14 protein-coding genes are annotated in these 22,737 nt (G+C 38.8%); 1 reads left to right on the plus strand and 13 read right to left on the minus strand.

Going from position 1 to position 22,737, the window contains the following annotated elements:
* Positions 1-93: 93 nt before the first annotated feature.
* The 11 genes from HCX62_RS09975 to HCX62_RS10025 all read right to left on the minus strand — a co-directional run bounded on the left by HCX62_RS09975 (position 94) and on the right by HCX62_RS10025 (position 17,140).
* The gene (locus tag HCX62_RS09975; RefSeq protein WP_185638912.1) at positions 94-1,284 is read right to left on the minus strand and encodes a resuscitation-promoting factor; all 1,191 of its coding nucleotides are present in this window, start codon (positions 1,282-1,284) and stop codon (positions 94-96) included.
* A gap of 291 nt (positions 1,285-1,575) precedes the next feature.
* Positions 1,576-2,349, minus strand: a complete 774-nt coding sequence (locus HCX62_RS09980; protein WP_185638914.1) for a TatD family hydrolase — start codon at positions 2,347-2,349, stop codon at positions 1,576-1,578.
* 96 nt (positions 2,350-2,445) lie between these two features.
* Positions 2,446-4,107 (minus strand): glycoside hydrolase family 13 protein, encoded by a 1,662-nt coding sequence (locus HCX62_RS09985; RefSeq protein ID WP_185638915.1) that lies wholly within the window; start codon positions 4,105-4,107, stop codon positions 2,446-2,448.
* A gap of 3 nt (positions 4,108-4,110) precedes the next feature.
* Positions 4,111-6,402, minus strand: coding sequence for a glycoside hydrolase family 31 protein (locus HCX62_RS09990; protein ID WP_185638917.1), 2,292 nt, complete (start codon positions 6,400-6,402; stop codon positions 4,111-4,113).
* A 2-nt stretch (positions 6,403-6,404) separates the two neighbouring features.
* Positions 6,405-9,707, minus strand: coding sequence for a glycoside hydrolase family 31 protein (locus HCX62_RS09995; protein WP_260490872.1), 3,303 nt, complete (start codon positions 9,705-9,707; stop codon positions 6,405-6,407).
* Between the two features lie 82 nt (positions 9,708-9,789).
* Complete coding sequence (locus HCX62_RS10000; protein ID WP_185638919.1) at positions 9,790-11,046, minus strand: ABC transporter substrate-binding protein; 1,257 nt, start codon at positions 11,044-11,046, stop codon at positions 9,790-9,792.
* A gap of 27 nt (positions 11,047-11,073) precedes the next feature.
* Positions 11,074-11,922: a carbohydrate ABC transporter permease gene (locus tag HCX62_RS10005; protein WP_185638921.1), complete on the minus strand. Its 849-nt coding sequence runs from the start codon at positions 11,920-11,922 to the stop codon at positions 11,074-11,076.
* Positions 11,922-12,800 (minus strand): carbohydrate ABC transporter permease, encoded by an 879-nt coding sequence (locus tag HCX62_RS10010; RefSeq protein ID WP_185638923.1) that lies wholly within the window; start codon positions 12,798-12,800, stop codon positions 11,922-11,924. Before HCX62_RS10010 ends, HCX62_RS10005 begins: the two co-directional genes overlap by 1 nt.
* 34 nt (positions 12,801-12,834) lie before the next feature.
* Positions 12,835-14,049: an ROK family transcriptional regulator gene (locus HCX62_RS10015; RefSeq protein WP_185638925.1), complete on the minus strand. Its 1,215-nt coding sequence runs from the start codon at positions 14,047-14,049 to the stop codon at positions 12,835-12,837.
* Between the two features lie 164 nt (positions 14,050-14,213).
* On the minus strand, positions 14,214-16,214 hold the full coding sequence (metG, locus tag HCX62_RS10020) for a methionine--tRNA ligase (protein WP_312025974.1): 2,001 nt from the start codon (positions 16,212-16,214) through the stop codon (positions 14,214-14,216).
* Between the two features lie 65 nt (positions 16,215-16,279).
* The gene (locus HCX62_RS10025; RefSeq protein ID WP_185638928.1) at positions 16,280-17,140 is read right to left on the minus strand and encodes a GRP family sugar transporter; all 861 of its coding nucleotides are present in this window, start codon (positions 17,138-17,140) and stop codon (positions 16,280-16,282) included.
* A gap of 277 nt (positions 17,141-17,417) precedes the next feature.
* Here HCX62_RS10025 and HCX62_RS10030 point away from each other — a divergent pair, with 277 nt between their 5' ends.
* Positions 17,418-18,647, plus strand: coding sequence for a MucBP domain-containing protein (locus HCX62_RS10030; RefSeq protein WP_185638930.1), 1,230 nt, complete (start codon positions 17,418-17,420; stop codon positions 18,645-18,647).
* Between the two features lie 40 nt (positions 18,648-18,687).
* Here the strand turns inward: HCX62_RS10030 and HCX62_RS10035 are convergent, their stop codons facing one another.
* Positions 18,688-21,183 (minus strand): LapB repeat-containing protein, encoded by a 2,496-nt coding sequence (locus HCX62_RS10035; protein WP_185638932.1) that lies wholly within the window; start codon positions 21,181-21,183, stop codon positions 18,688-18,690.
* A 271-nt stretch (positions 21,184-21,454) separates the two neighbouring features.
* Positions 21,455-22,723, minus strand: coding sequence for a DUF1214 domain-containing protein (locus HCX62_RS10040; RefSeq protein WP_185638934.1), 1,269 nt, complete (start codon positions 22,721-22,723; stop codon positions 21,455-21,457).
* Positions 22,724-22,737: the final 14 nt, after the last annotated feature.

Raw genomic sequence — 22,737 nt, forward strand, 5'->3', positions numbered from 1 at the left:
CATCCTTTTTTATAAAATAAGTAAATACATCATACCACATTTTGGGCAAAGAAAAAACGAGGCCCTATGAGTCAGCCTCGTTTTTATACGAATTTAGTTTAACACTTTGACAGTTACCATTCTTCTACCCCATGAATAGCACTGACTTTCACTTGGGAAATATACGTCAACGATATTTCCTTTGATAACGCCGCCAGTATCTCCAGCGATCGCTTCTCCGTAACCTTCCACCCAAACTTTAGAGCCTAGCGGAATAACTCGTGGATCAACAGCAATTACTTTTAGTCCTTTATTGGCACTTAAGTTGATACCGTATGCTGTAATTCCGCCACCTGAATAGGCAGTCGATTCCATTCTGTATGTTTTACCACCTGATGGAGCGCTGCTGCTAGAAGTGGATACTTGAGTTGCTACGACTTTTTCTTTCGTACCGCGTGCAACTACTTTATCTACTTTATTAGAAGTAACATTTTCAGTAATGACATCGCGTTTTTTCTCTTTGCCGTTTTCGTATGTTACTTTGTACTCGACAACTTTTTCACCATGTTTACCTTCTTGAACGACTTTTTCAACGCCTTCGTTTAGGCTATCGTCGTTTTTATAAACTGTTTCGAATTTAACTTGTTCGTTTTTCTTTTCTGCTTTTGAATCGACATATGTAACTTGTACAGTCATTTTTTCTTTTAAGTTACTGTCTTTTGCAGGTGACACACGGTCATCTTGATCAAGTTTAATGTTTTTTTCTGTTAGTAAATCACTAACTTTTGCTTTTGTTGTCCATACTGTATCTTTTTTATCGCCGTTTTGTAAGGAAAGTTGAATGGCACGATCAATGTTAACTTCAAGGCCATCTTTTAATTTAGTGTCTAATGCTACGTTTACTACATCTTGCGGACGAGTTGTAATGTTTTCATCTTTTAGCAAGTCGGATACGTTTGCTTTTGTGCTCCAAACGTCTTTTTTCGTACCATTATCATTTATTGTAACTTGACGAGCTGGTAAATATTTAATTTCCATACCGTCTTTGATTTCTGCATTTTTTCCTGGAGCAATCTCATCACGTTCACTTACTTTAATTCCTGCTTCGTCTAATGCTTCAGCAACAGTTTTAGCATGTGTTCTTGATTCAATTTTTTCACCAGCGTTTACTATAGTGATATCGTTTTTAGTTCCTTCGAAAACGAAATAAAAAACCAATGCTACTACAATAACAAATCCTGCAATCATGATTGGTAATTTCCATTTTGATGATTGGGCTACGTTACTGCTGTTTTCCATGGTCATGTATTTCTCCCCTTTCTACTTCGCTAGTGATTATATACAGGGGAGGGAAGAACTGTCAATTTTTTCAATAGATTGTTCATATCTTCGCAAACTTTATGGATAAACGTTGATATAGAGCCATTTTCAAAAATATTATTCTTTTAAAGTGTCAAATGTAACAGGAATGTGTCATTTTTCTACGTCTCTGGTCGTAGGCATAAAATAAGGGTTTTTGTCCCAGTCGTCATTTTTATCTCCGCAAAGCTTAAGATTGGGTTACAGACTGGGCCTTATATTACAATTATGTTACAATCAATCTTTAATTTTAAATAGTCGTTTCGCGTTTTCTGTTGAGTGCGTAGCGATTTCGCTATATTTCATTTCTTTCAGTTCGGCGATTTTTTCGGCAACTAGCTTGACGTATCCTGGTTCATTTCTTTTTCCGCGATTTGGCGTTGGAGCAAGATAAGGAGCGTCTGTTTCTATTAATAAACGGTCAATTGGTATAGCTTGGGCTGCAATTTTTGGTAATTTTGCGTTTTTGAAAGTGACTGTTCCACCGAATGAAATGTAAAAATTCATCGCTAGGCATGCTTCCATTACTTCGACACTTTCACCAAAACAATGCATAATTCCGCCTACCTCTTCGGCGTGCTCTTCTTGCAAAATTCGAACAACATCTTCCGTTGCTTCGCGGTTATGAATAACTATCGGTAAATTCACTTCTTTCGCTAAACGGATTTGTTTTCTGAAAACCTCGAATTGAGTTTCTTTTGGTGAAGTGTCCCAGTGATAATCCAAGCCCATTTCGCCTAAAGCAACTACTTTTGGATGTGTAAGTGCGAGATCGCGTAGCCATTCCAAATCTTCGTCTGTGAAAGTGATAGCGTCTGTAGGGTGCCAGCCGACGATTAGTGAGATAAAGTCATATTTGTCGGCTAATTTAAGCGCCCGGTCGATTGTTTCCTTATTAAAGCCTACGACGGCCATACGCGTTACATCGTTTGCCTGTGCGCGTTTTATTACTTCTTCTATATCATCGTCAAAAGCCTCGTCATTGAGGTGTACATGCGTATCAAATAGCAAGAGAATTCCTCCTAATAAAATCATTTCCTTCTATTATACTATAATTTTTGATGCAGACAAAAAAAGCCACCTAAAATACGGTGGCTTTCCTGAGATTTACTTGATTTGATAAACGATTGCTTCGTAAGGTCGTAAAGTTCCTTCTATAATATTAGGAATATTGTTTACGAGTACGGAGGCTTTTTTGATGTCGTTTAAAATATTTTCATCTGTAATGACTTGTTCTTCTTCAGTGAAATTACATAGAACGACTAATTTTTCATTATCTGTATAACGTTCATACGCGAAAATTGCTTCATCTTGCGGCAACAATAGGCGATAGTTACCAGTTGTGATGATTTCAGTCGTTTTGCGCAACTTAATTAGGTTTTGATAGTAGTAGAAAATCGAATCTGGGTTTTTCAGCGCTTCTTCGTTGTTGATTTCTGTATAACGCGGGTTTACTTTAAGCCAAGGTGTCCCAGTTGTGAAGCCAGCATTGTCGCTATTATCCCATTGGTACGGCGTTCTCGCATTGTCGCGACCTTTTGTATAAATCGACTGCATGATGCTTTCGTGGCTGTGGCCTTGTTCTTTGCGTTCTTTATACATGTTTAGCGTTTCGATATCGCGGTAATCATCAAGCGTTTCAAAATGAACATTCGTCATTCCGATTTCTTCACCTTGATAAATGTACGGCGTCCCTTTCATCATATGCAGGCAGGTTGCGAGCATTTTCGCTGAACGGATGCGGAAACGGTTGTCATTTCCGAAGCGAGAAACGATTCGTGGTTGGTCATGATTGTTCCAGTATAAGCTGTTCCAGCCATTTTCTTGAAGCGCCACTTGCCACTCGGACATATTTTCTTTTAAATCTGGTAAGTAAATTGGTTTTAAATCCCATTTATTGTCGCCATCGGAATCTAAGTTCATATGTTCAAATGTGAAAATCATATCGACTTCTTTGTTTGCTGGATCCGTATAAATTTGCGCGTCTGTTGTGCTCGCACCAGGCATTTCACCAACAGTCATCACATCATATTTGGAAGTAACTTCTTGGTTCATTTCTTGCAAGAACTCATGAATACGCGGTCCATTGCAGAAATCATTACCAGCATCGCCGTAAATTTGACCGTCTGGCACTGGGCCATCTGGGAAATCGGTGTTTTTGGAAATAAAGTTGATTACGTCCATACGGAAACCGTCAATCCCTTTATCTAGCCAGAATTTCATCATATTATATACATCTTGGCGTAATTTTGGATTTTCCCAGTTTAAATCAGGTTGTTTTTTGGAGAAAAGGTGTAAATAATACTCGCCTGTTTTTTCGTCTAATTCCCATGCTGGGCCGCTGAAAATCGAACCCCAGTTGTTAATTTCGTTTTCTTCGCGCCAGAAATAGTAATCACGGTATGGATTGTCTTTGGATTTTCTGGATTCTTCAAACCACTTGTGTTCATCGGATGTGTGGTTTACAACTAGGTCCATTACGAGTTTCATATCGCGGTCGTGTAGGCCTTGAAGTAATTTGTCGAACGTTGCCATGTCGCCATATTCTTCGTAAATTTTTTGGTAATCGCGAATGTCGTAACCATTATCATCTTGCGGCGAATCGTATACTGGAGACAGCCAGATAACGTCCACACCAAGCTCTTTTAAATAATCTAATTTCTCGATAATCCCTTGAATATCGCCAACTCCATCGCCATTAGAATCATTGAAACTTTTTGGATAGATTTGGTAAACTACGCTTTTTTTCCACCAGTCTTTTTCTTTCATTGATTAAATTCCCGCCCTTGTAATTTTGTCTATTTTTTCGCCAAAAACTTGTATAGTCGTTACCTTAAGTTGTAAGTTTTCTTCACCTTGATGGCTTGCTTTTACGTGCGCTTCGCCATTTTCGAAAGTAGCTGTGAGTGTCGTTTTGGACACTGCGCCGTTTTCGTATTGGTAGCTTTTTCCATCATCATTATACACATAACCAGTTGCTGCGCCGCCGTCTAAGTATACTTCTAACGCCAAATCTTGTATTTCTTTCGTGTTTTGAACGCTACTACCGACTGGCAGAATCGTTCCTGCTTTAATGTAAATTGGCAAGGTATCAATCGGCGCGTCTGCGATAATATAGTCGCCACCCACTAACTGCTCTTTCGTCCAATAATTAAACCAAATCCCTTTTGGCAAACGAACTAAACGTTTCACTTGGCCTTCGCGCACGATTGGCGCAACGAGGATATTTTCACCAAGCATAAATTGATCGTTTACTTGAATTAAATCACGTTCGTCTTTAAACTCCATGTAAAGCGGGCGAACGAGCGGCAAACCACTTTCTGCCGTTTTTTGGAATTCTGTATAAATATACGGTAAAAAGGCATAACGTAATTCAATATACTGCTTCACAATCTTCTCTGCATCCGCGCCAAAAGCCCACGGTTCTTGATAAATGCTATCTTGCACACAATGATTTCTAAAATACGGCAAAAATGCTCCTGCTTGCGTCCAGCGTATCAGCATTTCTTTCGTACAATCTGAAGAAAATCCGCCCACATCGGCACCAGTAAACGCAACGCCTGATAAGCCTAAATTCATAATCATCGGTAGCGACATTTCCAAATGCTCCCAATGACTGCGATTATCTCCTGTCCAAACTGCCGAATAGCGCTGAACACCAGCATAACCAGCACGAGTCAGCGAAAACGGGCGCTCATTTGGCACAAGTCGTTTTAATCCTTCAAAAGTTGCTTTACTCATATATAATCCATATAAATTATGCGCTTCTTTATGGGTCACGTTTTTCCCGTCCAGGTTATGCACAACATCCAGATCCATCGTTTTACTTTCATTAAATACAGACGGCTCATTCATATCATTCCAAATCCCGCGAATACCTAAATCCGTGTAAAACTTATGCAAATCGCCCCACCAACGCTGAACGGTCGTACTTAGGAAATCTGGAAAAGCACTTACGCCCGGCCAAACATCCCCGTAATAAATCTCGCCTTCCAGTTTAGAGCAGAAATAATTGTGCTTAATTCCTTCCTGGTAAACAGAATAATCGACATCTTTTTTAATTCCCGGGTCAACAATTGGTACAACATCAATATTTTGTTCGCGAAGACGCGCAATCAGCTCTGGACCATTTGGAAAAGTATCCGGGTTAAAAGTGAACACGCGGAAATCATCCATATAATGTATGTCCATGAATACGCAGTCGAGCGGAATTTGCTTTTCTTTAAAGGTATTCGCAATCCGTTCCACTTCTTCTTCCGAGGTATAGCTATAGCGCGACTGATGGTAACCCAGCGACCATTTTGGCGGAAGTGGGGTTTTTCCGGTTAAATCGGTATAATTCGCGACAACTTCTTTTACATCTTCACCAAAAATGACATAAAGATTCGCTTGCCCGCCTTCTGCTAAAACGGTATACATTTCTTCAAAACTTTGGAAATCGAATTCGGTACGGTGCGAATTATCATAAAACAAGCCGTATGTAGTTTCCGCAGCATCTGCAATCATAAAAGGAATCGACTGATATAATTCCACTGTATCTTTATTATGCGGGCTGTATACATCCGTGTTCCACATGCTAATAATCGAGCCAGCTTTGTTCAAGGCTCCGGTTTTTTCACCTAAGCCAAAAATCGCCGTTCCCGGATCATTTTGAATCGAAATTTGGTGTTCTTTATAGCGATTAATTGCTAATCCCTCTGTTTGGAAAATGATTTTCCCTGCTTGCTTCATAATAATTTGGAAAGGATTTTTACAAACGATAATCTCTTTATCCGCAAAATGAAGCTCGTAGTGGTCATTTGTTTCCGTAAATTTGGCAGCTTGTTTTTCAGTATCATGAATCGCCGCAATCGAAGGCGTTAAATCCACATCTCCAAATGGGTTCACCGTCACGCGGGCAATTTTTTCATTAACAAAATAACAACTGAACTGACCGATATCAAGTGTGCCAGTCAGGCAGTTATTCGCCCAACTAGCTGTTTTCACTTGATTTATTTTTCTTGGAAAAGCTGTTTTTTGTTTTACATTGGATGGTAAAATCGCAAAACTTGTGGAAGCATCCATCGTTATCTTCCTTTCTTTATTTGTACTTTTTTGGTTGTGCCGATTACTTCAACTTCATATGCCGGCGTGTTTGTTTGAACAGAAACAACTACTTCGTCCGCATTTTCTGTTACTTTTACGAGCCATTTTCCGGACAAGTGGTCGGTAATTTCTTCCGTGAAGTCTCCGTCTAAATAGACTTTTAGTAACGGGGTGTCGTATTCTTCGACTGTATTTCCAACCCATGAGCCAAGTTTCAACGTAGCGTCTACATTACATAGCACTGCTTTTCCGCCACGAATGAAAACTGGGATTTCTTCTTTATCAGCTTTACATTTGCGCAAAGTCGGTCCGCTCACTTTTGTTCCATTCCAGAAATCATACCAAGTTCCTTCTGGCAAATATACTTCTCTGGAACGCACGCCGTCTTCAATTACTGGCGCGATTAGCATTGCTTCCCCGAATAAGTATTGATCATACATATCAGAAACACGCGGATCTTCTTTATAATCAAGCAGAAGCGCACGCATCATCGGCAAGCCAGTTTCAACAGATTTTAACGATTCATTATAGATATAAGGTAAAATGTTCATTCTTACATTCGCGAAATGGCGGTAAATCGGGATAACCGAGTCGTCACCAGTCCGAGAAGCAATGTTCCACGGCGTCCGGTCTTGGTTGAATTCGGCCTTACTTTCGGCATGATACTGCATAATTGGGCAGAAAGTAGCCATTTCAGCAGAACGAATAAATAGCTCGGCAGTCGGAATATCACCATTAAAGCCCGCAAAATCAAAGCTCCAAAACGGAATTCCGGAAAAGCCAGCTGAAAGTCCAGCAATAAGTGATCTTCTAAACGCATCAAAAGTGGAACGTTCGTCACCAGCCCAGTGTGCCGGGAAGTTTTGCGCGCCAGTATAACCAGCACGACTAAATGTCATACCATCGTTTTGTTGCGCGAATTGGTAGTAAGCTTCCACGTAATCATTTGGATAAAGATTGCGCATTTCATCGCCGCGTCTGCCATCAGCAAATTGTAGATTTTCACCAAAGACGAATTCGCCGCCATCTGTTTTAAAGCCATCGACACCAATATCAATTAAGTATTGTCGTTTATCAAACCACCATTTTTTGCCTTCTTCGTTGGAGAAATCCATAATCAAGCTTTCTGTGAACCAGTTTTCTGGAATACGGTACGGTGAGCCATCTGGATTTTTCACTACATATCCTTTTTCAATCATGTAGGCTTCTTCGCGGTCTTTTAATGGATGTTGTTGGCGATTTAAGTATTTTTGAATTGGGATTTGCCAAAGAATTAATTTCATTTTATTGTCATGGATGTAGTCAACCATTCCTTTTGGATCTGGCCATCTGCCCCATGAAGGGAATCTAATTTCATCGTAGGAATATGCTTCGGATGGTGCTTTTTCGTCATATTCGGCGTCATTGAACATGTAATAGGTCGCTTCATCGCTCCATTGTTCGAGCACGACAACCGTTGACGGGATTTGCAATTCTTGCGTTGTTTCCACTTCTGTTCGAACGACAGATTCGCGGTCCCAGTTGTTACTAGACATCCACGGTCCAAGCGCCCAAACCGGAACCATCGCCGGTTTCCCAGTTTTTTTCATATAACTAGCAACCGCACTGCGAATATCACCCATCAATAGGCAAATATCTGTATCACAGCCGTTTATCTCAACGGTAATTGTATGCTTATCGGCTAATTGGCTGCCCAAATCAAAGCTTGTGTAACGAGCAGTATCAACAAACACACTATAATCACGGTTCGTATGGTAAAACGGCATCGGGATATACGTTCTCGTTCCTTGGTCACGGTATTGATTATAGACAAAGCAATCGAGTACATTCCCGCGCTGACCTAACGCATTGTATCGTTCGCCGAAACCATAATACTCTTCTTCTTTCGGCGCATCCAAGTGTAATTTCACTTTATTAATCGTGCCCGTTTTATCGGTATACCATTGTAGCGCCGGGTAAATTTTATGGGATTCTAAAATTAATTTGTTTTTAAAGTGAATTTCAATGCGTACTGGGTTGTTGGAAATAGCAATTTCTAAGTCGCCTTTTTTCCATTGACCGGATGATTTTGTTTTGACACCACTCGCATTAAATGACGGTTTCAGCCCGACTACCAGTTCATCTGCTTTCACAGTAAATTCAACCGGAATGACACTTGCTGGATTTTCTTTGAATAGCACCATCAAACCTTGCTCTGTTTCACACACTTCCGCCGCTTCTGACCAGTGTTTCCAGATTGGTTCGACAATATAATCCTCTGATGTCAAAGTCGTTTGGTCTTTCAATGTTGCTCGGAAATAGTACGAATACTCGCCAACTTCTTCTAGCGGCGGCACAAGCGCTTCCCAAATTTGCACATCATTTTTTTCCTTTTTCTCACATAAAATGGTCCAGTCTTTCTCTTTTAAAACTAGTTCCACTTGGATTGCTTCGATGTCGGAAATAACTTCGCAGGCAGCCGAAAAATGCATTTCCGTTTCCGGATAATGCGGCGTACGCTCGGTTAGTTGCTGCTCATAACGGTTTTCATGTCCAAATGGGTCATGTAAAATATGCGCGGCTACTTCACTTTCCATCGCGCGGAAAGCTTGGTTAATCGCAATGAAAATCGCGCCAAGTTCGTCGTTATCTTCCATTTTTATCGCCATATTCAAATAATGCAATGCTTTATCGTGATCACTTTTTTCTAAGAAGTAAAGTGCCAGTAGCGCCGTCGCAAATGAGCTAACTTTCGGCGCGCCAGAATATGGTAAAACGCCGTCATCTTGCACTAATTGTTGTTCCATTTTGCCAACAGCTGCAACCATAACAAGATCTTCCGGCGAAAAAAGGCCGAATGGAAGTACAGAAAGCAGTTGATCTGTGGATACTTTTCGTGTGTTAAAGCCAGTAAGGACGCTATCTCCTTTGAGCAAATTGTCAAAACAATAGTCGCGAATGATTGTAATTGTTTGTTGTAATTCTGGTTTAGGGAAAGTGTTTTTCACATCTAACAAAGCCGAATACACACTCGAAATTGTCGCTAAATAAATATCATTTTCACCGGAACCCCAAACAGATTTTTCCGGACGATTCCAATTTTCAACTAAGAAAGCAATAACCGGCTCTACTTCCGCTCTATCGTAATGGTTGATTTTACTGCTTAGCCATAGCCATGATGCTGTTTCAAGGACCGAATCACTTGCAAAATCGGGCTTTGTTTCCGTCAAAATCGGTTTGATTTTTTCGTTTTTTCCTTCTATTAAATGCAAATAACCCTGCATTAATTTTGTGAATTTAGACATGTTCTATTTCCTTTCTTGGATATACTAAAGTGGCAGTCTAATTTGTAAAGAAACTTACAAACGTCCCTGCCACTCGTTTTACTTATTTAAATCCCATTGTTTTGTTAATGTTGTCTTCGCTGTTTTTCAATGCTTTTTCTGGTGTTGATTCACCGTTTAAGACTTTTTCGAATTCAGAGTTTGTATAATCACTGATTTTGTTCCAATCTTTCACAACTGGAGGTAACACCATATATTGTAAGGATTCGAATACTGCTTCTCTGTTATCTGGAGGAGTTGCATCTAAATATGGTTGTAGAATTTCTTTATTTTCAGTTGCTGGAAGTTCCCAGTTGTTATCAATTCTGATTTTCGCTGCTTCTTCGTTCGCACTCATGAAGGAAGCAAATTTGAATGCCGCTTCTTTTTTATCAGAGTCTTTCGAAACGCCAATTCCGTTTGCAAAGAAGTGAGTTGCTTTTTGCGTATTGCCTGCTTCTACTTGTACGTCCCATTTAAATGGAGCATCTTGGAACATATCGAACATCCAAATACCTGTATGAAGCATTGCGATTTGGCCATTCATGAATAGATCTTCTGGCAATTGGCCAGATAGGTCAGCCGGTGAAGGCGCAACTTTTGAATCAGTTACTTCACCTGTTAAGTGAGTTAGTGCCGCTACATTTTCAGGGCTATTAATCGTTGTTTTCGTTAAATCTTCATTGAAAATCGAACCACCATTTTGCGCTGCTACTTTGTAGAATTCGTTCATTGTTACCGGTTGGGAAGTTCCCCACACTTTATTTTTAGCGTCTGTTAATTTTTTCGCTGCGGCCTCTTCATCTTTCCAAGTCCAGTCAGCTGTAGGATAGTCAACTCCTGCTTTATCAAAAAGATCTTTATTGTAAATTGTTACTACGTTGGAGAAACTTTCTACCATTCCGTATTGTTTGCCGTCATATTTGAACGCATCATACGCTTGTTTATTAAGTGTTGATGGGTCAAAATCTTTGTCTTTTTCGATATAACTTGTTAAATCTGCTAGTACACCTTTTTCAGCATATTGCATGAAAGTTTCGTAGTTAAGCTCGAAAGCATCCGGAGCATCTCCACCCGCAATTTGCGTTTGTAATTTTGTGAAGTAATCATTAAACGCGATTGTTTGAACGTTTACTTTAATATCAGGATTTTGCTTTTCAAATTCTTTTACCATTTTATCAAGTGCTTTTCCGTCAGCAGGTGCAGAGAATTGATAATACGTTATTTCCGTTTTATCGCCGCTGCTACTACCACCGCCGCAAGCCGAAAGACCAAATACAGACAGTACAACTACCATTAACAATAATAAACCTTTTTTCATTTGTAACGCTCCTTTTTTGTTGGTTTTTTATTCTTTCATTCCGCTCATTGCCATTCCTTGGATGAAATATTTTTGAGCAAAAAGGTAAACTGCTAAAATCGGGATAACACTGATAAGTACTCCCGCCATCATCAAACCGTAATTTGTTCCATATCTACCTTGTAAAAGTGATAATCCTAAAGGTAAAGTTGCCATTTCTTGTGAACTTGTCACGATTAATGGCCATAAATAACTGTTCCAAGATTGCATAAAAGTTAAAATCCCTAGTGTTGCAAAAGTAGGTTTCGCTAGTGGTAAAATAACTTTTCGGAAAATAGTAAAATGGTTTGCTCCGTCCATAAACGCAGCTTCTTCTAGTTCTTTCGGAATTCCCATAAATGCTTGGCGTAATAAGAATGTGCCGAAAACGCTGAATAGCGCTGGTACAATCAAGCCTGCATAAGAGTCTAACCATCCAAATTGTTTCATTAGGATAAATTGCGGAATCATCGTAACTTGAGCTGGCACCATCATAGTTGCCAAGTAAAGTAAAAATAATTTATCGCGACCCCAGAAAGGGATTCTTGCAAATGCATATGCTGCCATGGAACAAAACAGCATTTGACCGAGTGTTGTTACAACTGCAACAACGACTGAGTTAATTAGAAACCGGAACATTGGGAACATTTCAAATACTTGCGTGAAGTTCGCCGTTGTTGGTTCTTTTGGAATAAACTGTGGTGGTAAAACCATATTTGCTGCCCCTGTTTTGAATGCGGTTGAAATCATCCAAACAAACGGCATAAGCATGATTATTCCACCTAGACAGATAATCGTATAGGTAAGAATGTTTTTAATTAATTGCCATTTTGGTGAACCACTTTTTTCTGTTTTCATTAGTAATTGGACCACCTTTTTTGAAGTTTATTTTGAATAATTGTAATGATAAAAATAACAATAAACAATATCCAACTCATCGCGGAAGCATAGCCCATTTCGAAGTATCTAAATGCATGGTTGTAAATATTTTGGACTAGGGTCATCGTCGCTCCACTAGGCCCTCCTTCTGTCATAATCATCACTTGGTCAAACACCTGGAATGAGTTGATAAGCGAGATTATCGTCACAAAGAATGTAGTCGGAGTAAGCAAAGGGATGGTGATGGAGAATAACTGTCGAAGCTTCGACGCTCCGTCCATATTCGCAGCTTCGTAATAGGATGGTGAAATATTTTGCAATCCACCAAGGAAAAGTACCATAACGAAACCAATATCTTTCCACGCACTAGTAATAATAACTGCAATCATCGCTGTTTGTGGATCTGTTAACCAGTTCGGTCCAGCAATTCCAATTAAAGATAAGAAGTAATTGATTAGACCGTATGAAGGGTTGAAAAGCCATTTCCAAACGAGGGAAACTGCTACCCATGAAGTGATCACGGGTAAGAAGTATACTGCTCGGAAAAATGGTCTTAGTTTAATTTTTTGGTTCAACATCAAGGCACAGGCAAGACCAAGAATCATTACACTTGGCAAGTAACCGATGATAAACGTGATTGTATTTCTAAATGACTTCCAGAATTCTGGGTCACTAAATAGCCTTTTGTAATTTTCAAATCCAGTAAAGTGAATTGTACTCACTAAGTCCCAATCGGTAAAACTGATGCCGAGTGAGCCGAGGATTGGAATTGCAATAAAAATGAGAAAACCTAGTAAATTGGGAAGCAAAAAGATGCATAGCCAAAATAGTGTTTTCTTTCTAGTCATACCAACCATTTAAAAATAACCTCCTGAAATAATTTATGTACTTTTAACGCAGTAAAGTTTGTTCTTCTTCATAGATTGGCACTTGGAATAACTGGTGGATGACTAGTAAAGCCGCACCTTGTAACCATGCAGGATCTTCTAGAGATGTTGTTGTAATTTCCGTTTCGAAGCCAGCCCCTGAAAAAAAGTTTTGTGAAGCAATTTCATCAATTTTAGTTAAGAATAAATCTCTATGGTGTAATCCTTCGCCGACAATAATTACTTTCTCGGGGTTGAAGGTATTAATGATATTTCGTATCCCGTATCCTAAATATTCGCCCATTTTACCCATAAGTTCTGTTGCCATTGCATCTCCAGCACGCGCGCTTTTCGCCACATTATCAAAATGAAAATCATTTAAATTTGATGTTGGATAAGCTTCTTTTATTTCTTCCCCGCGATTTCGGAAGTAAAATTCGGATGCGTACATTTCTAAGCACCCTTTTTGACCGCAGTGACATCTGTATCCGCCTGGTTGAATCGTTGTATGTCCAAATTCGCCGGCTCCACCTTGCGCACCATAATAAATTTGGCGATTAATAACAACGGATAAACCAAGACCAGCTCCAACTGAAACTGTTGCAAAATTATTGGATTGTTTCCCTTCACCTAGCCATAGTTCCGCGAGTGTATAGCAGTTTATATTTTTATCTACATACACCGGAATATCAGGGAAATGAACATGGAGCATTGATTCTAAAGCAACATTTTCCCAACCTAGCATAGTGGAGCGTATAACAGTTCCTTTTCTACGATTAACCAGACCTGAAATAGCAATTCCAACACCTAGCAAATGGTTCATATCTCTGTTTTTACACATCTTTTTCACATTGTCAGCAATTAATTCAATCGCATCTTCTGGTTTTTTCTCTGAAGAAAATGGTATGGAAGTATTTTCAATGATTTCTGCATTTAAGTCGGTCAACGCAAAAAGAAGTTGTTCCTCTTCTACTTTGACACTAACAACAAATCCATAATCTTTATTAAATCTTACTAGTTTGGCACGTCTGCCTCCAGTAGATGATGTTTCGGCACCTTCTAAAATAATGCCTTCTTGTTGTAAATCATCTAAAATATACGTTAATGTAGACATCCCAAAATCGCATTTTTTTGCAATTTCTGTTCGTGTGATTTCACCTTTTTCACGGATTAAGTTCAGCACGGTGTAGCGGTTTATGTCTTTAATTAAGTCTTTATTCCCTTTTCTCAAGATATCCATTTTCAGGCTCCTTTACTTCTGGTTGAACACTTACTTCGTTCATTGAATTAAGTAAGTATAGTTACATTATATTGTAATCGTTTGCAATATGCAATCTTTTTTTTGAAAGTTTTTTTACAGGCGAAAAATGAGCCCTAACTCCACTGAATTAGGACTCACATTTATTATTTTACTTTCGCACCGTTTGGCAGTGCGCTGCTTGCTTCAATTACACTTAGCTTGCCGTCTTTTTCACCTGAAAGAATCATGCCTTCGCTCATTAGTCCGCGAAGTTTCACAGGTTTCAAGTTAGAAACGACGATTACTTTTTTGCCGATTAGTTCTTCTGGTTGATAGAATTCTGCAATACCTGAAAGTACTTGGCGCAGTTTTCCTTCACCTAAATCTAATTGGAAACAAAGAAGTTTATCTGCTTTTTTCACTTTATCTACTTGTTTTACTTCCGCCACACGAAGATCGATTTTGTCGAAGTCTTCAATGCCGATTTGCGGAGTTTCAAGTGCTTCAACTTCCGCCACTTCTTCGGCAGGAGCTGGCGCAGAGCCTTTCATTTCGTCTTGAATATACGTAACTTCGACTTCTGCATCAAGTCTTGGGAAAATTGGCGTACCTTTTTTCACAACAGTTGTGCCTGCTGGAATTTCGCCGTAACCATAAATACTATCCCATTTCTTCAAGTTTTCTTCTTGTAAGCCGAGTTGTAAGAAGATTTCGCCTGGTGTTCTTGTTAGGAATGGTTGCAATAGAACCGCGATAATGCGCAAGTTTTCTGCTAAATGTGTCATTACGCTTGCGAGTTCAGCGCGTTTATCTTCATCTTTAGCAAGAGCCCATGGAGCTGTTTCGTCGATGTATTTATTTGTGCGAGAAACGAGTGACCAAAGTTGATTTAGGGCTACAGAAAATTGCATGTGATCCATGCTACCTTCGTATTCTTTCACCACATTGTTTTTGAAATCTACTAAAGTTTGGTCGAATTCTGTTACATTACCCTGATAAGCCGGAATTTCACCATCAAAATATTTGTTAATCATTGCTACTGTGCGATTAAGCAAATTTCCTAAGTCGTTGGCAAGATCATAGTTCACGCGGTCAACAAAGTCTTCCGGCGTAAATAGACCATCTGAACCAAATGGAACTTCGCGTAGTAAGTAGTAACGAAGCGCATCTAAGCCGTAACGATCAATCAGCATATAAGGGTCTACAACGTTCCCTTTAGATTTCGACATTTTGCCATCTTTCATAAGGATCCAGCCGTGGCCGAACACCATTTTTGGAAGTGGTAGGTCAAGCGCCATCAACATAATTGGCCAATAAATTGTATGGAAACGAACGATTTCTTTCCCAACGATTTGTACATCTGCTGGCCAGTATTTTTGGAATTTCGTATCATTGTCTGTATTATATCCAAGCGCAGTAATGTAGTTAGAAAGCGCATCAATCCACACATAAACAACGTGTTTTGGATTACCAGGAACTTTAATACCCCAATCAAAAGTCGTTCTTGATACAGCTAAATCCTCTAAACCAGGCTTGATGAAATTATTAATCATTTCATTTTTTCTGGATTCAGGAAGGATAAATTCTGGATGGGAATTATAATATTCTACTAAACGATCCGCATATTTACTCATACGGAAAAAGTAGGATTCTTCTTTAACAAGTTCGACTTCATTGCCACTTGGAGCTTTTCCGCCGATTACTTTGCCATTTTCATCTTTATATACTTCTTCTAACTGTGTTTCTGTAAAGTATTCTTCATCAGAAACAGAGTACCAACCTTCGTATTCACCTAAGTAAATGTCGCCTTGCTCTAAAAGTTGTTCAAAGATTTTTTCAACCGATGTTTTATGACGGTCTTGTGTTGTACGAATGAAGTCTGTATTTGAAATTTCTAGTTTTTTCCATAGTTCTTGGAAACCTTCTGCAATTTCATCTACGTATTCTTGTTCGGAAATTCCGCGTTCTTTCGCTTTTGCTTGGATTTTTTGACCGTGTTCATCTGTTCCAGTTAAGTAAAACACATCATATCCTTTTAAGCGTTTATAACGAGCCATCGCGTCCCCCGCAACAGTCGTATAAGCATGTCCGATATGCGCTTTTCCGCTTGGATAATAGATTGGTGTTGTAATATAAAACGTATTTTTCTCTTCAGGCAACACAATTCCCTCCTTAAAAATAAAACAATTAGTATTATTATATCATTTTTCACGCTAAACGAAATAATTAATTAAGCGCCTTTTGCAACGCCGATTAAAATCCCGCCGAGCACAACTAAAACTACGCCCACGATAACAAAAAGCATTTCTTTTTGCGTTTTCTTTTCTTTTAAAAGTACGATACCACCGATTGTCGAAATAACAACGCCTAATTGCGAAAGCGAGAAGCCAGTCGCGACTCCGACAAGCTGATTAGCATGAACCATCGCAACGTTCCCAGCTGCCCAAATCACCCCTGGAATAGTAAGTAAGAGAGTTCGTTTATTGAAACGTTTTTCCGTACCACCACTGTGTGTCATAATTAGCGCACTTAAAACCATCCCAATTGCTTGCGGTAAAATCGCATTAATTCCATCGATTTTGAAACCTTGAATTAGAACGACTAAGCCAACATAGCCACAAGCAGAAATGAATAATGTGATCAAACCTTGTTTTAATGCATTAGTACCATCTTCTTCTTTCTCAGCATAAGATGTTAAGAAAATTCCACCGACGATAAGAGCTAATGCTATAAAACCTAGAATAATTCGAAGCGTCGTATCCCATTCATGAAATAAGATTACTCCACAAAGTGTTGTTCCGACTAATTGCATCCCTGTAGAAATCGGCATCGCTTTTGAAACACCGATAATTTTGAATGCTTTCAGTTGGAACATCTGACCCACAGTCCATAAACACCCTGTTATAAAACTAATCCCTACTGTTTTAAGCGTATAAACTGGATCCGTGAAGAAGAAAACGATTACCGCAAAAGTGAGCGCCCCTAGTGTCATTCCCATCGTTTGTTGCCTTGTTGAACCGCCAAATTTTGTAATAATTAGCGGAACTGTCCCCCAAAGTAGTGCAGGAATCAGCGCAATCATAATGTTCAAATCGTTTTCCTCCTTGTTTATCCTTTAATTTAGTTTTCAATTACTTCATTATAGCCGAAATAGCTGGAAGATGGTAGGGGGGCAGCGTGAAAAGTACTTATATAGCTGCTAATTATAAAAACAATCTTACTAAAGCTGATTTTTGTGATTCTCATTAGTCATTATTTCGACAAATACTCCCTACCTAATGATACTAGTATTAAACAAATACCCAAAAACTTAGTGCTACACTTAAGTTGTATTGAATCCAAATATTAGGAAAGAGGTTATTTAAAAAATGGTTACAAAGAAAAAAACAATTGCCAGCCTGATAATTTTAGGTTCCCTAGCTGGCCAAATAGCACTTACCCCTATTTCTGCACTTGCTGATACGAACGACACAAATAACATTTCATTACTACAAAGCATAAGCGAGAATGTAAATGTCCCTTATAAATACACATCCACTTTAACTTTCCCAGTTTTAACTAATCAAACCGCCGAAGATTACAAACTTGAAATAAAATTAGCATTACCAACGAGCATGAACTTCACTGATTTACATGTTTCAGTAGCCGGTGAAGATATGACCAACCAAGTAGGTACTACTAGTTATGATAGTTCCACTAATACCGTTACTTTTAAATTTGATAAAGTCACTAGTTGGGACAGTTTATCTGCTGCAAAAGTGAAGTTTGATTGGAACACGACCTATTCAGGTGAAGGCGGCGAAGCAAATATCGATTCCCTAGTCGCGACCGCAAGTGCAACAAGCACAGACAAAGCTGGTAATAAATCAACCTCCAATGGCACTTTAAAACCGAAAGACATTAGTGCCCCCGTTGTCAAAACAGATAAAACAGCAATCACTTACAGCCTTGGAACTAGCATTACAGAAGAACAATTTTTAACAGATATTAATGCTAGTGTCACTGATAATTATGACTCTACTGTTAGCCTTAAAAGCAATTTTACATCTTCTGTTAATTTTGCGGCTAGTGGCGATTATTCAGTCAATGTCCAAGCGACGGATAAAGCTGGCAATGTTTCAAACACAGTAAATGTGACGGTACATGTTGCTAGTAACGCGCCTGTCGCTGGGGCAAATATAACTGTAAATTATCTTGATAGCGCTGGAAATAAACTCGCGGCTTCAGATACCATAACCGGAACTATCAATAGCAATTACCAGTCAACAAGCAAAAAAATTACTGGCTATACGCTAGAAAATACACCTGAAAACGCAACTGGTACTTTCACCGATACCGCACAAACTGTTAACTATATTTATAAAAAAGATGTCGTTACTCCAGCGCCTGTCGTTGATAATCCAGTGACTCCGGTAGTGAAAAAGCCAGTTATTGTGCCAAAAACTACTGATAAAGTGTCCACCCCTGCTAATAAAGAAAAAACAACTTATCGCTCTTTACCGACAACTGGCGATACAGATCAAAGCACAGCCGCTACTATTTTCGGATCTTTACTTATTTTAATCAGCGCCCCACTACTATTATTTAAAAAGAAATAAAAAAAATCACCTCGTAAATTTTACGGGGTGATTTTTTTGATTAATTTTTTCTTCTAACTTTAGAAATGGTTAATCCAGCTATCAATAGAACACCCATAAAAACAAAGATTAAACTAGTGCTATCTCCTGTTTTTGGAAGGTTTATTGGCATTTTATTAACCTTTGAGTATGTCTTTGGCTGTGTTTTTGCCGACTTGTTTGGTGTCTGTGTAGATGAAACAAAACTTGCTGGCTGTTCTGGAGTTGTACTGTTTTCAACATAGAATGGCTCACTTGGGCTAACACTAATTTTCATGTACACATATTGAACGGTTTGCCCAATTTCTTCAAAAATCCCGCTAGCATTTGCTGGACTTTCTTCCAGTATATATCCGGGAATTTCTTTAGCGATTGTATCGTATGCCACGCCTAATTCGCCGGTAAGCGTACTTTTTTCAGCTATTTCATTGTTCTCGCTATCGATATATTTAACGGTAACTTCTCCTTTTTTAGGTTCAGGGATTTTCACAGTGATTGTCACTGTTTCCGAACGATTGCCAGAAGCGTCTTCCGTAAAAATAGTTACTTTATAGCTGCCGGGTTTGGACGTATCTACAGCGGAAAAATCCATCTGTACACTTACATCTTCATCGTAGTTATCAGTCGCAGTTATTCCAGCTTGTTCCATAATTTGTTCGGCTGTTAATTCGCTATCTTTCTCTACCGTTATTTCGGGATTAACGACATGAATAACTGGTCTTTCCGTATCGACAATTTCAACGGCAATTTTGATAGGGTCTGCTGATTCGCCGCTTTTGCTTTTCGCGGTTATTGTTGCTTCGTACGTTCCTAGTTTCGTCGTATCAATTTCAGTTAAGTCTACTTCCATTTTGATGCCTTCATCATATACATCAGTAACTACCGCGCCCGATTTAGCAAGAAGCGCAGCACTTGTTAATTCCGTTCCGACTTCAAAAGTAACCTCATTAGAAGCAACTGTTACTTGCGGTTTTTGAATATCTCTAACATGCACCACGACAGTAACCGGAATTGCTTGTATATCAAAATCATTTTTAGCTTGCAGTGTAACTGTATAATTTCCTGGTGTGTTAAAATCGACTACTTCACTGTAATCACTAGTAATTCGACCGTTTTCCGAAACAGATGCGTGAATATCTCGTAAAAATGTCGCTTCGTCTTTGGCATTGATTGGCTCGTACGAAATGCTTTTATCGGCTGTAATAACAGGCAATGCTTTCACTTCGATTGGTTGGGTTACGGTTCCTGTAAACTTCCCAGTAACGGCCGGGTTATTAACATCTTCATCAAACGTATAGGAAACCTTCGATAAATCGGTTAAATTTTCACTTGTCCATGTAATATTCGGATTTACGTAAGTTCCGTTATTTGAAATTGTTTTTAGCGAAGTAATTTGTCCCGCTAAATTTTCCACAGGATTTTGGATGGTGAAGTCTCCTGCTGCTATCTTTTTAGGAAGAACGAGCGTTTGTTTATCCGCATATAACTTAGCAAGATTTGGTATATTGACCAGTTTATCCGAATCTAGCATACTTATTTTATTACTTCTCACATTAATAGAAGTCAGTACCGGAAAATCGTTCAGTTGCGGCAACTCAGTAAGTTCATTACTACTAAGATCCATACCTGTAACAGCTGGCAGATTTTCTAAATGTAAATCAGCACTGCTTAAATAATTTCCGCTAATATCTACTCGTTGGATTTTTGGTAAATTGACTAAGCTTACACTTTCTAATTCGCCCCAGTCAATACTAATACTACCGATATTTCTACCAATCGCATTTAATTGTGCTAGGTTTTTTAGCGATAACTTCTGGAGTTCCAACTCATCTGCTGAAAGGGTCACTAGTTTCGGTTGATTTTCAACATCCAAATCTGTGATAGAATTCCGGAATACATCTAATGTTTCTAATTCTGGCATCGTTTTTACCAAACTAAAAGTGCCTGCAATTTTATTGTTATTTGCACTAATTGATTTTAGCGTGGATATATTGAATAACGGATCTATGCTTGTAAGCTCGTTGTAATTCACACTGATGTTTTCTAGTGCCGTTAAGCGTTCTATTCCCGCTAAACTAGTAATACCTTGGTTATTTGCCACTAAATTAGTTACGCTTTGTAATTCAGCATCCGTTACTTCCGCATTAATATCTTCATTCCCGTTGATATTTTTGGCGATTACTTTAGCTAAATTGGCATCTGAAAATATATCCGCATACGTATTAACATTTTCAGAAGTTGCTTTCAAATTATTTTTTAGTGTATTATTCTTGGTGTTAGGATTTGAAGGTGTCTTTGAGGTCGTTTCATTGGCTGATTTTGGGTCAGTAGTAGTTTGTGGATTGGTTGATTCATTGTCAGTATGGCTACTATCTTCATTGTTTGTGGAATCTGTATCGTTATTTACCGCTTCCTGAGTGATGATGTCCGCCGTTGTTGTATCTGCATAAGCATACAAACTTGGACTAACTAGGCTAAAACACAAAGCAAGAGAAACAACAACAGGTAGTTTTCTCATTTTTTGTTTCCTCCAGGTTGTCATTAATATTATCTAATAGTATCTATCATAACAGATTCAGCAGCGCTCGAGGTCTGATTTTAGTAGTTGGCTTTATTCGAATAAGGCTACTTTGTGTCTTTTCAGTGAACAAACGGCTTTTTTTCAATCAAAACCGCTGAAAAGAGTCTTCATTCGGTACAAAAACGCAATTCTTTTTATTTCCCACATAAAAAAGCTAAGTATGTCGCTCCCCTAAAAGAGGCGTTTTATACTTAGCTTATTGTGAGAATTAAAGTACTTCAAGCGGCGGTAAGAATACTTTTCCTTCTTGTACTTCTTTTTTCGGAACATATAATCGGAAGTTTAAGGAGAATTCTTGTCCAGCCTTACTTGGTAACCAGTTTCCTGGATCTACATCAGCAGGTTTTTCGGCTGCAATATAAAGCGTTAAGCTACCGTCTTCGCTTCGTTTTGGACCTGTGTAATCATTGATGCAGAATTTATTTAATTTGTTTGGAATAACGTGGTAATCTGGAACACTGTAAAGCGTCACGGACCAAAATGCATCCGCCATTTCTGATGGAAGTTCATCTGCCGGGAAATGAATTTTGTAAACTTTATCCCCAGTCAATTGCCCGCCGTCAGTTCCTTTTTGACCGATGAAATATAATGATTCTTGGATTGTGTTCGCCCAAATACCACCATAGTTAATGATACCTCGTGAAAGAATATCATTTCCGAATGCGCCAACTACATAAGTAATCGACCAGCCACCTTTTTGCGTACCAAATCCTTTGGCACCATTAGTAAAATATGGAATGGCTTCTTTCTTAATTAAGTCTCTTACTTCATTTTTTTGTTCATCGCCAAGCTCTATATAGGCTGCCACTTTTCTTGCTTTATCTTGAAATTCTGCGGCTTTTGGCATTTTATCAGGATAGGTTGCTAATAATGCTTCTAAATTGGAATAAATTTCTTCTAATAAAAATTCTGCGTTAGTAAAATGTGGAATTTCAAGTGGTTCTTTGATTTTTATATTGTCTGGTGCGTCAAATTTGAATGCTTTTTGAAGTTTTACAGCGCCTTCTGGATCATCCTTTTGTTCTACGCGAAGGAGTAATTTTACTTTTTCTGATGGTAATTCAACTTTTACAGCGTCACTTGGCACGGAAGGATTTGTTCCTTTTTTAACGAAAGCAAATTTTCCATAAGGATGGTCCGGGAAATTGCGCTCGTTGATATTATTTACAACCTCGCCCCAGCCATCTAAAAGTTGAACTGTGTAGTACCGATTTTTTATTTCTGGCACTTCTAAAATAACAGCATTTTCGTCATCCACAGCTATCCAAGCTTCTGAATAAACTACGTCAAAATTCGGATTTACAAAGTTTGCATCTGCTGGTGAAACTGAGTTATGCTTCAGTGTGTTATAAGGAATTTTATCTTCTTTCGTATCAAAATTTTCTTGACGTAAAACGAGATACCGCGACAATAAATAGACATAGGATTCTTTGACCAGATCAGCATTTACTTCTAATTTCGCATTCATTATTAACATTACCACCTTTAATT

The sequence above is a fragment of the Listeria swaminathanii genome, from assembly GCF_014229645.1.
GTDB lineage: Bacteria > Bacillota > Bacilli > Lactobacillales > Listeriaceae > Listeria > Listeria swaminathanii.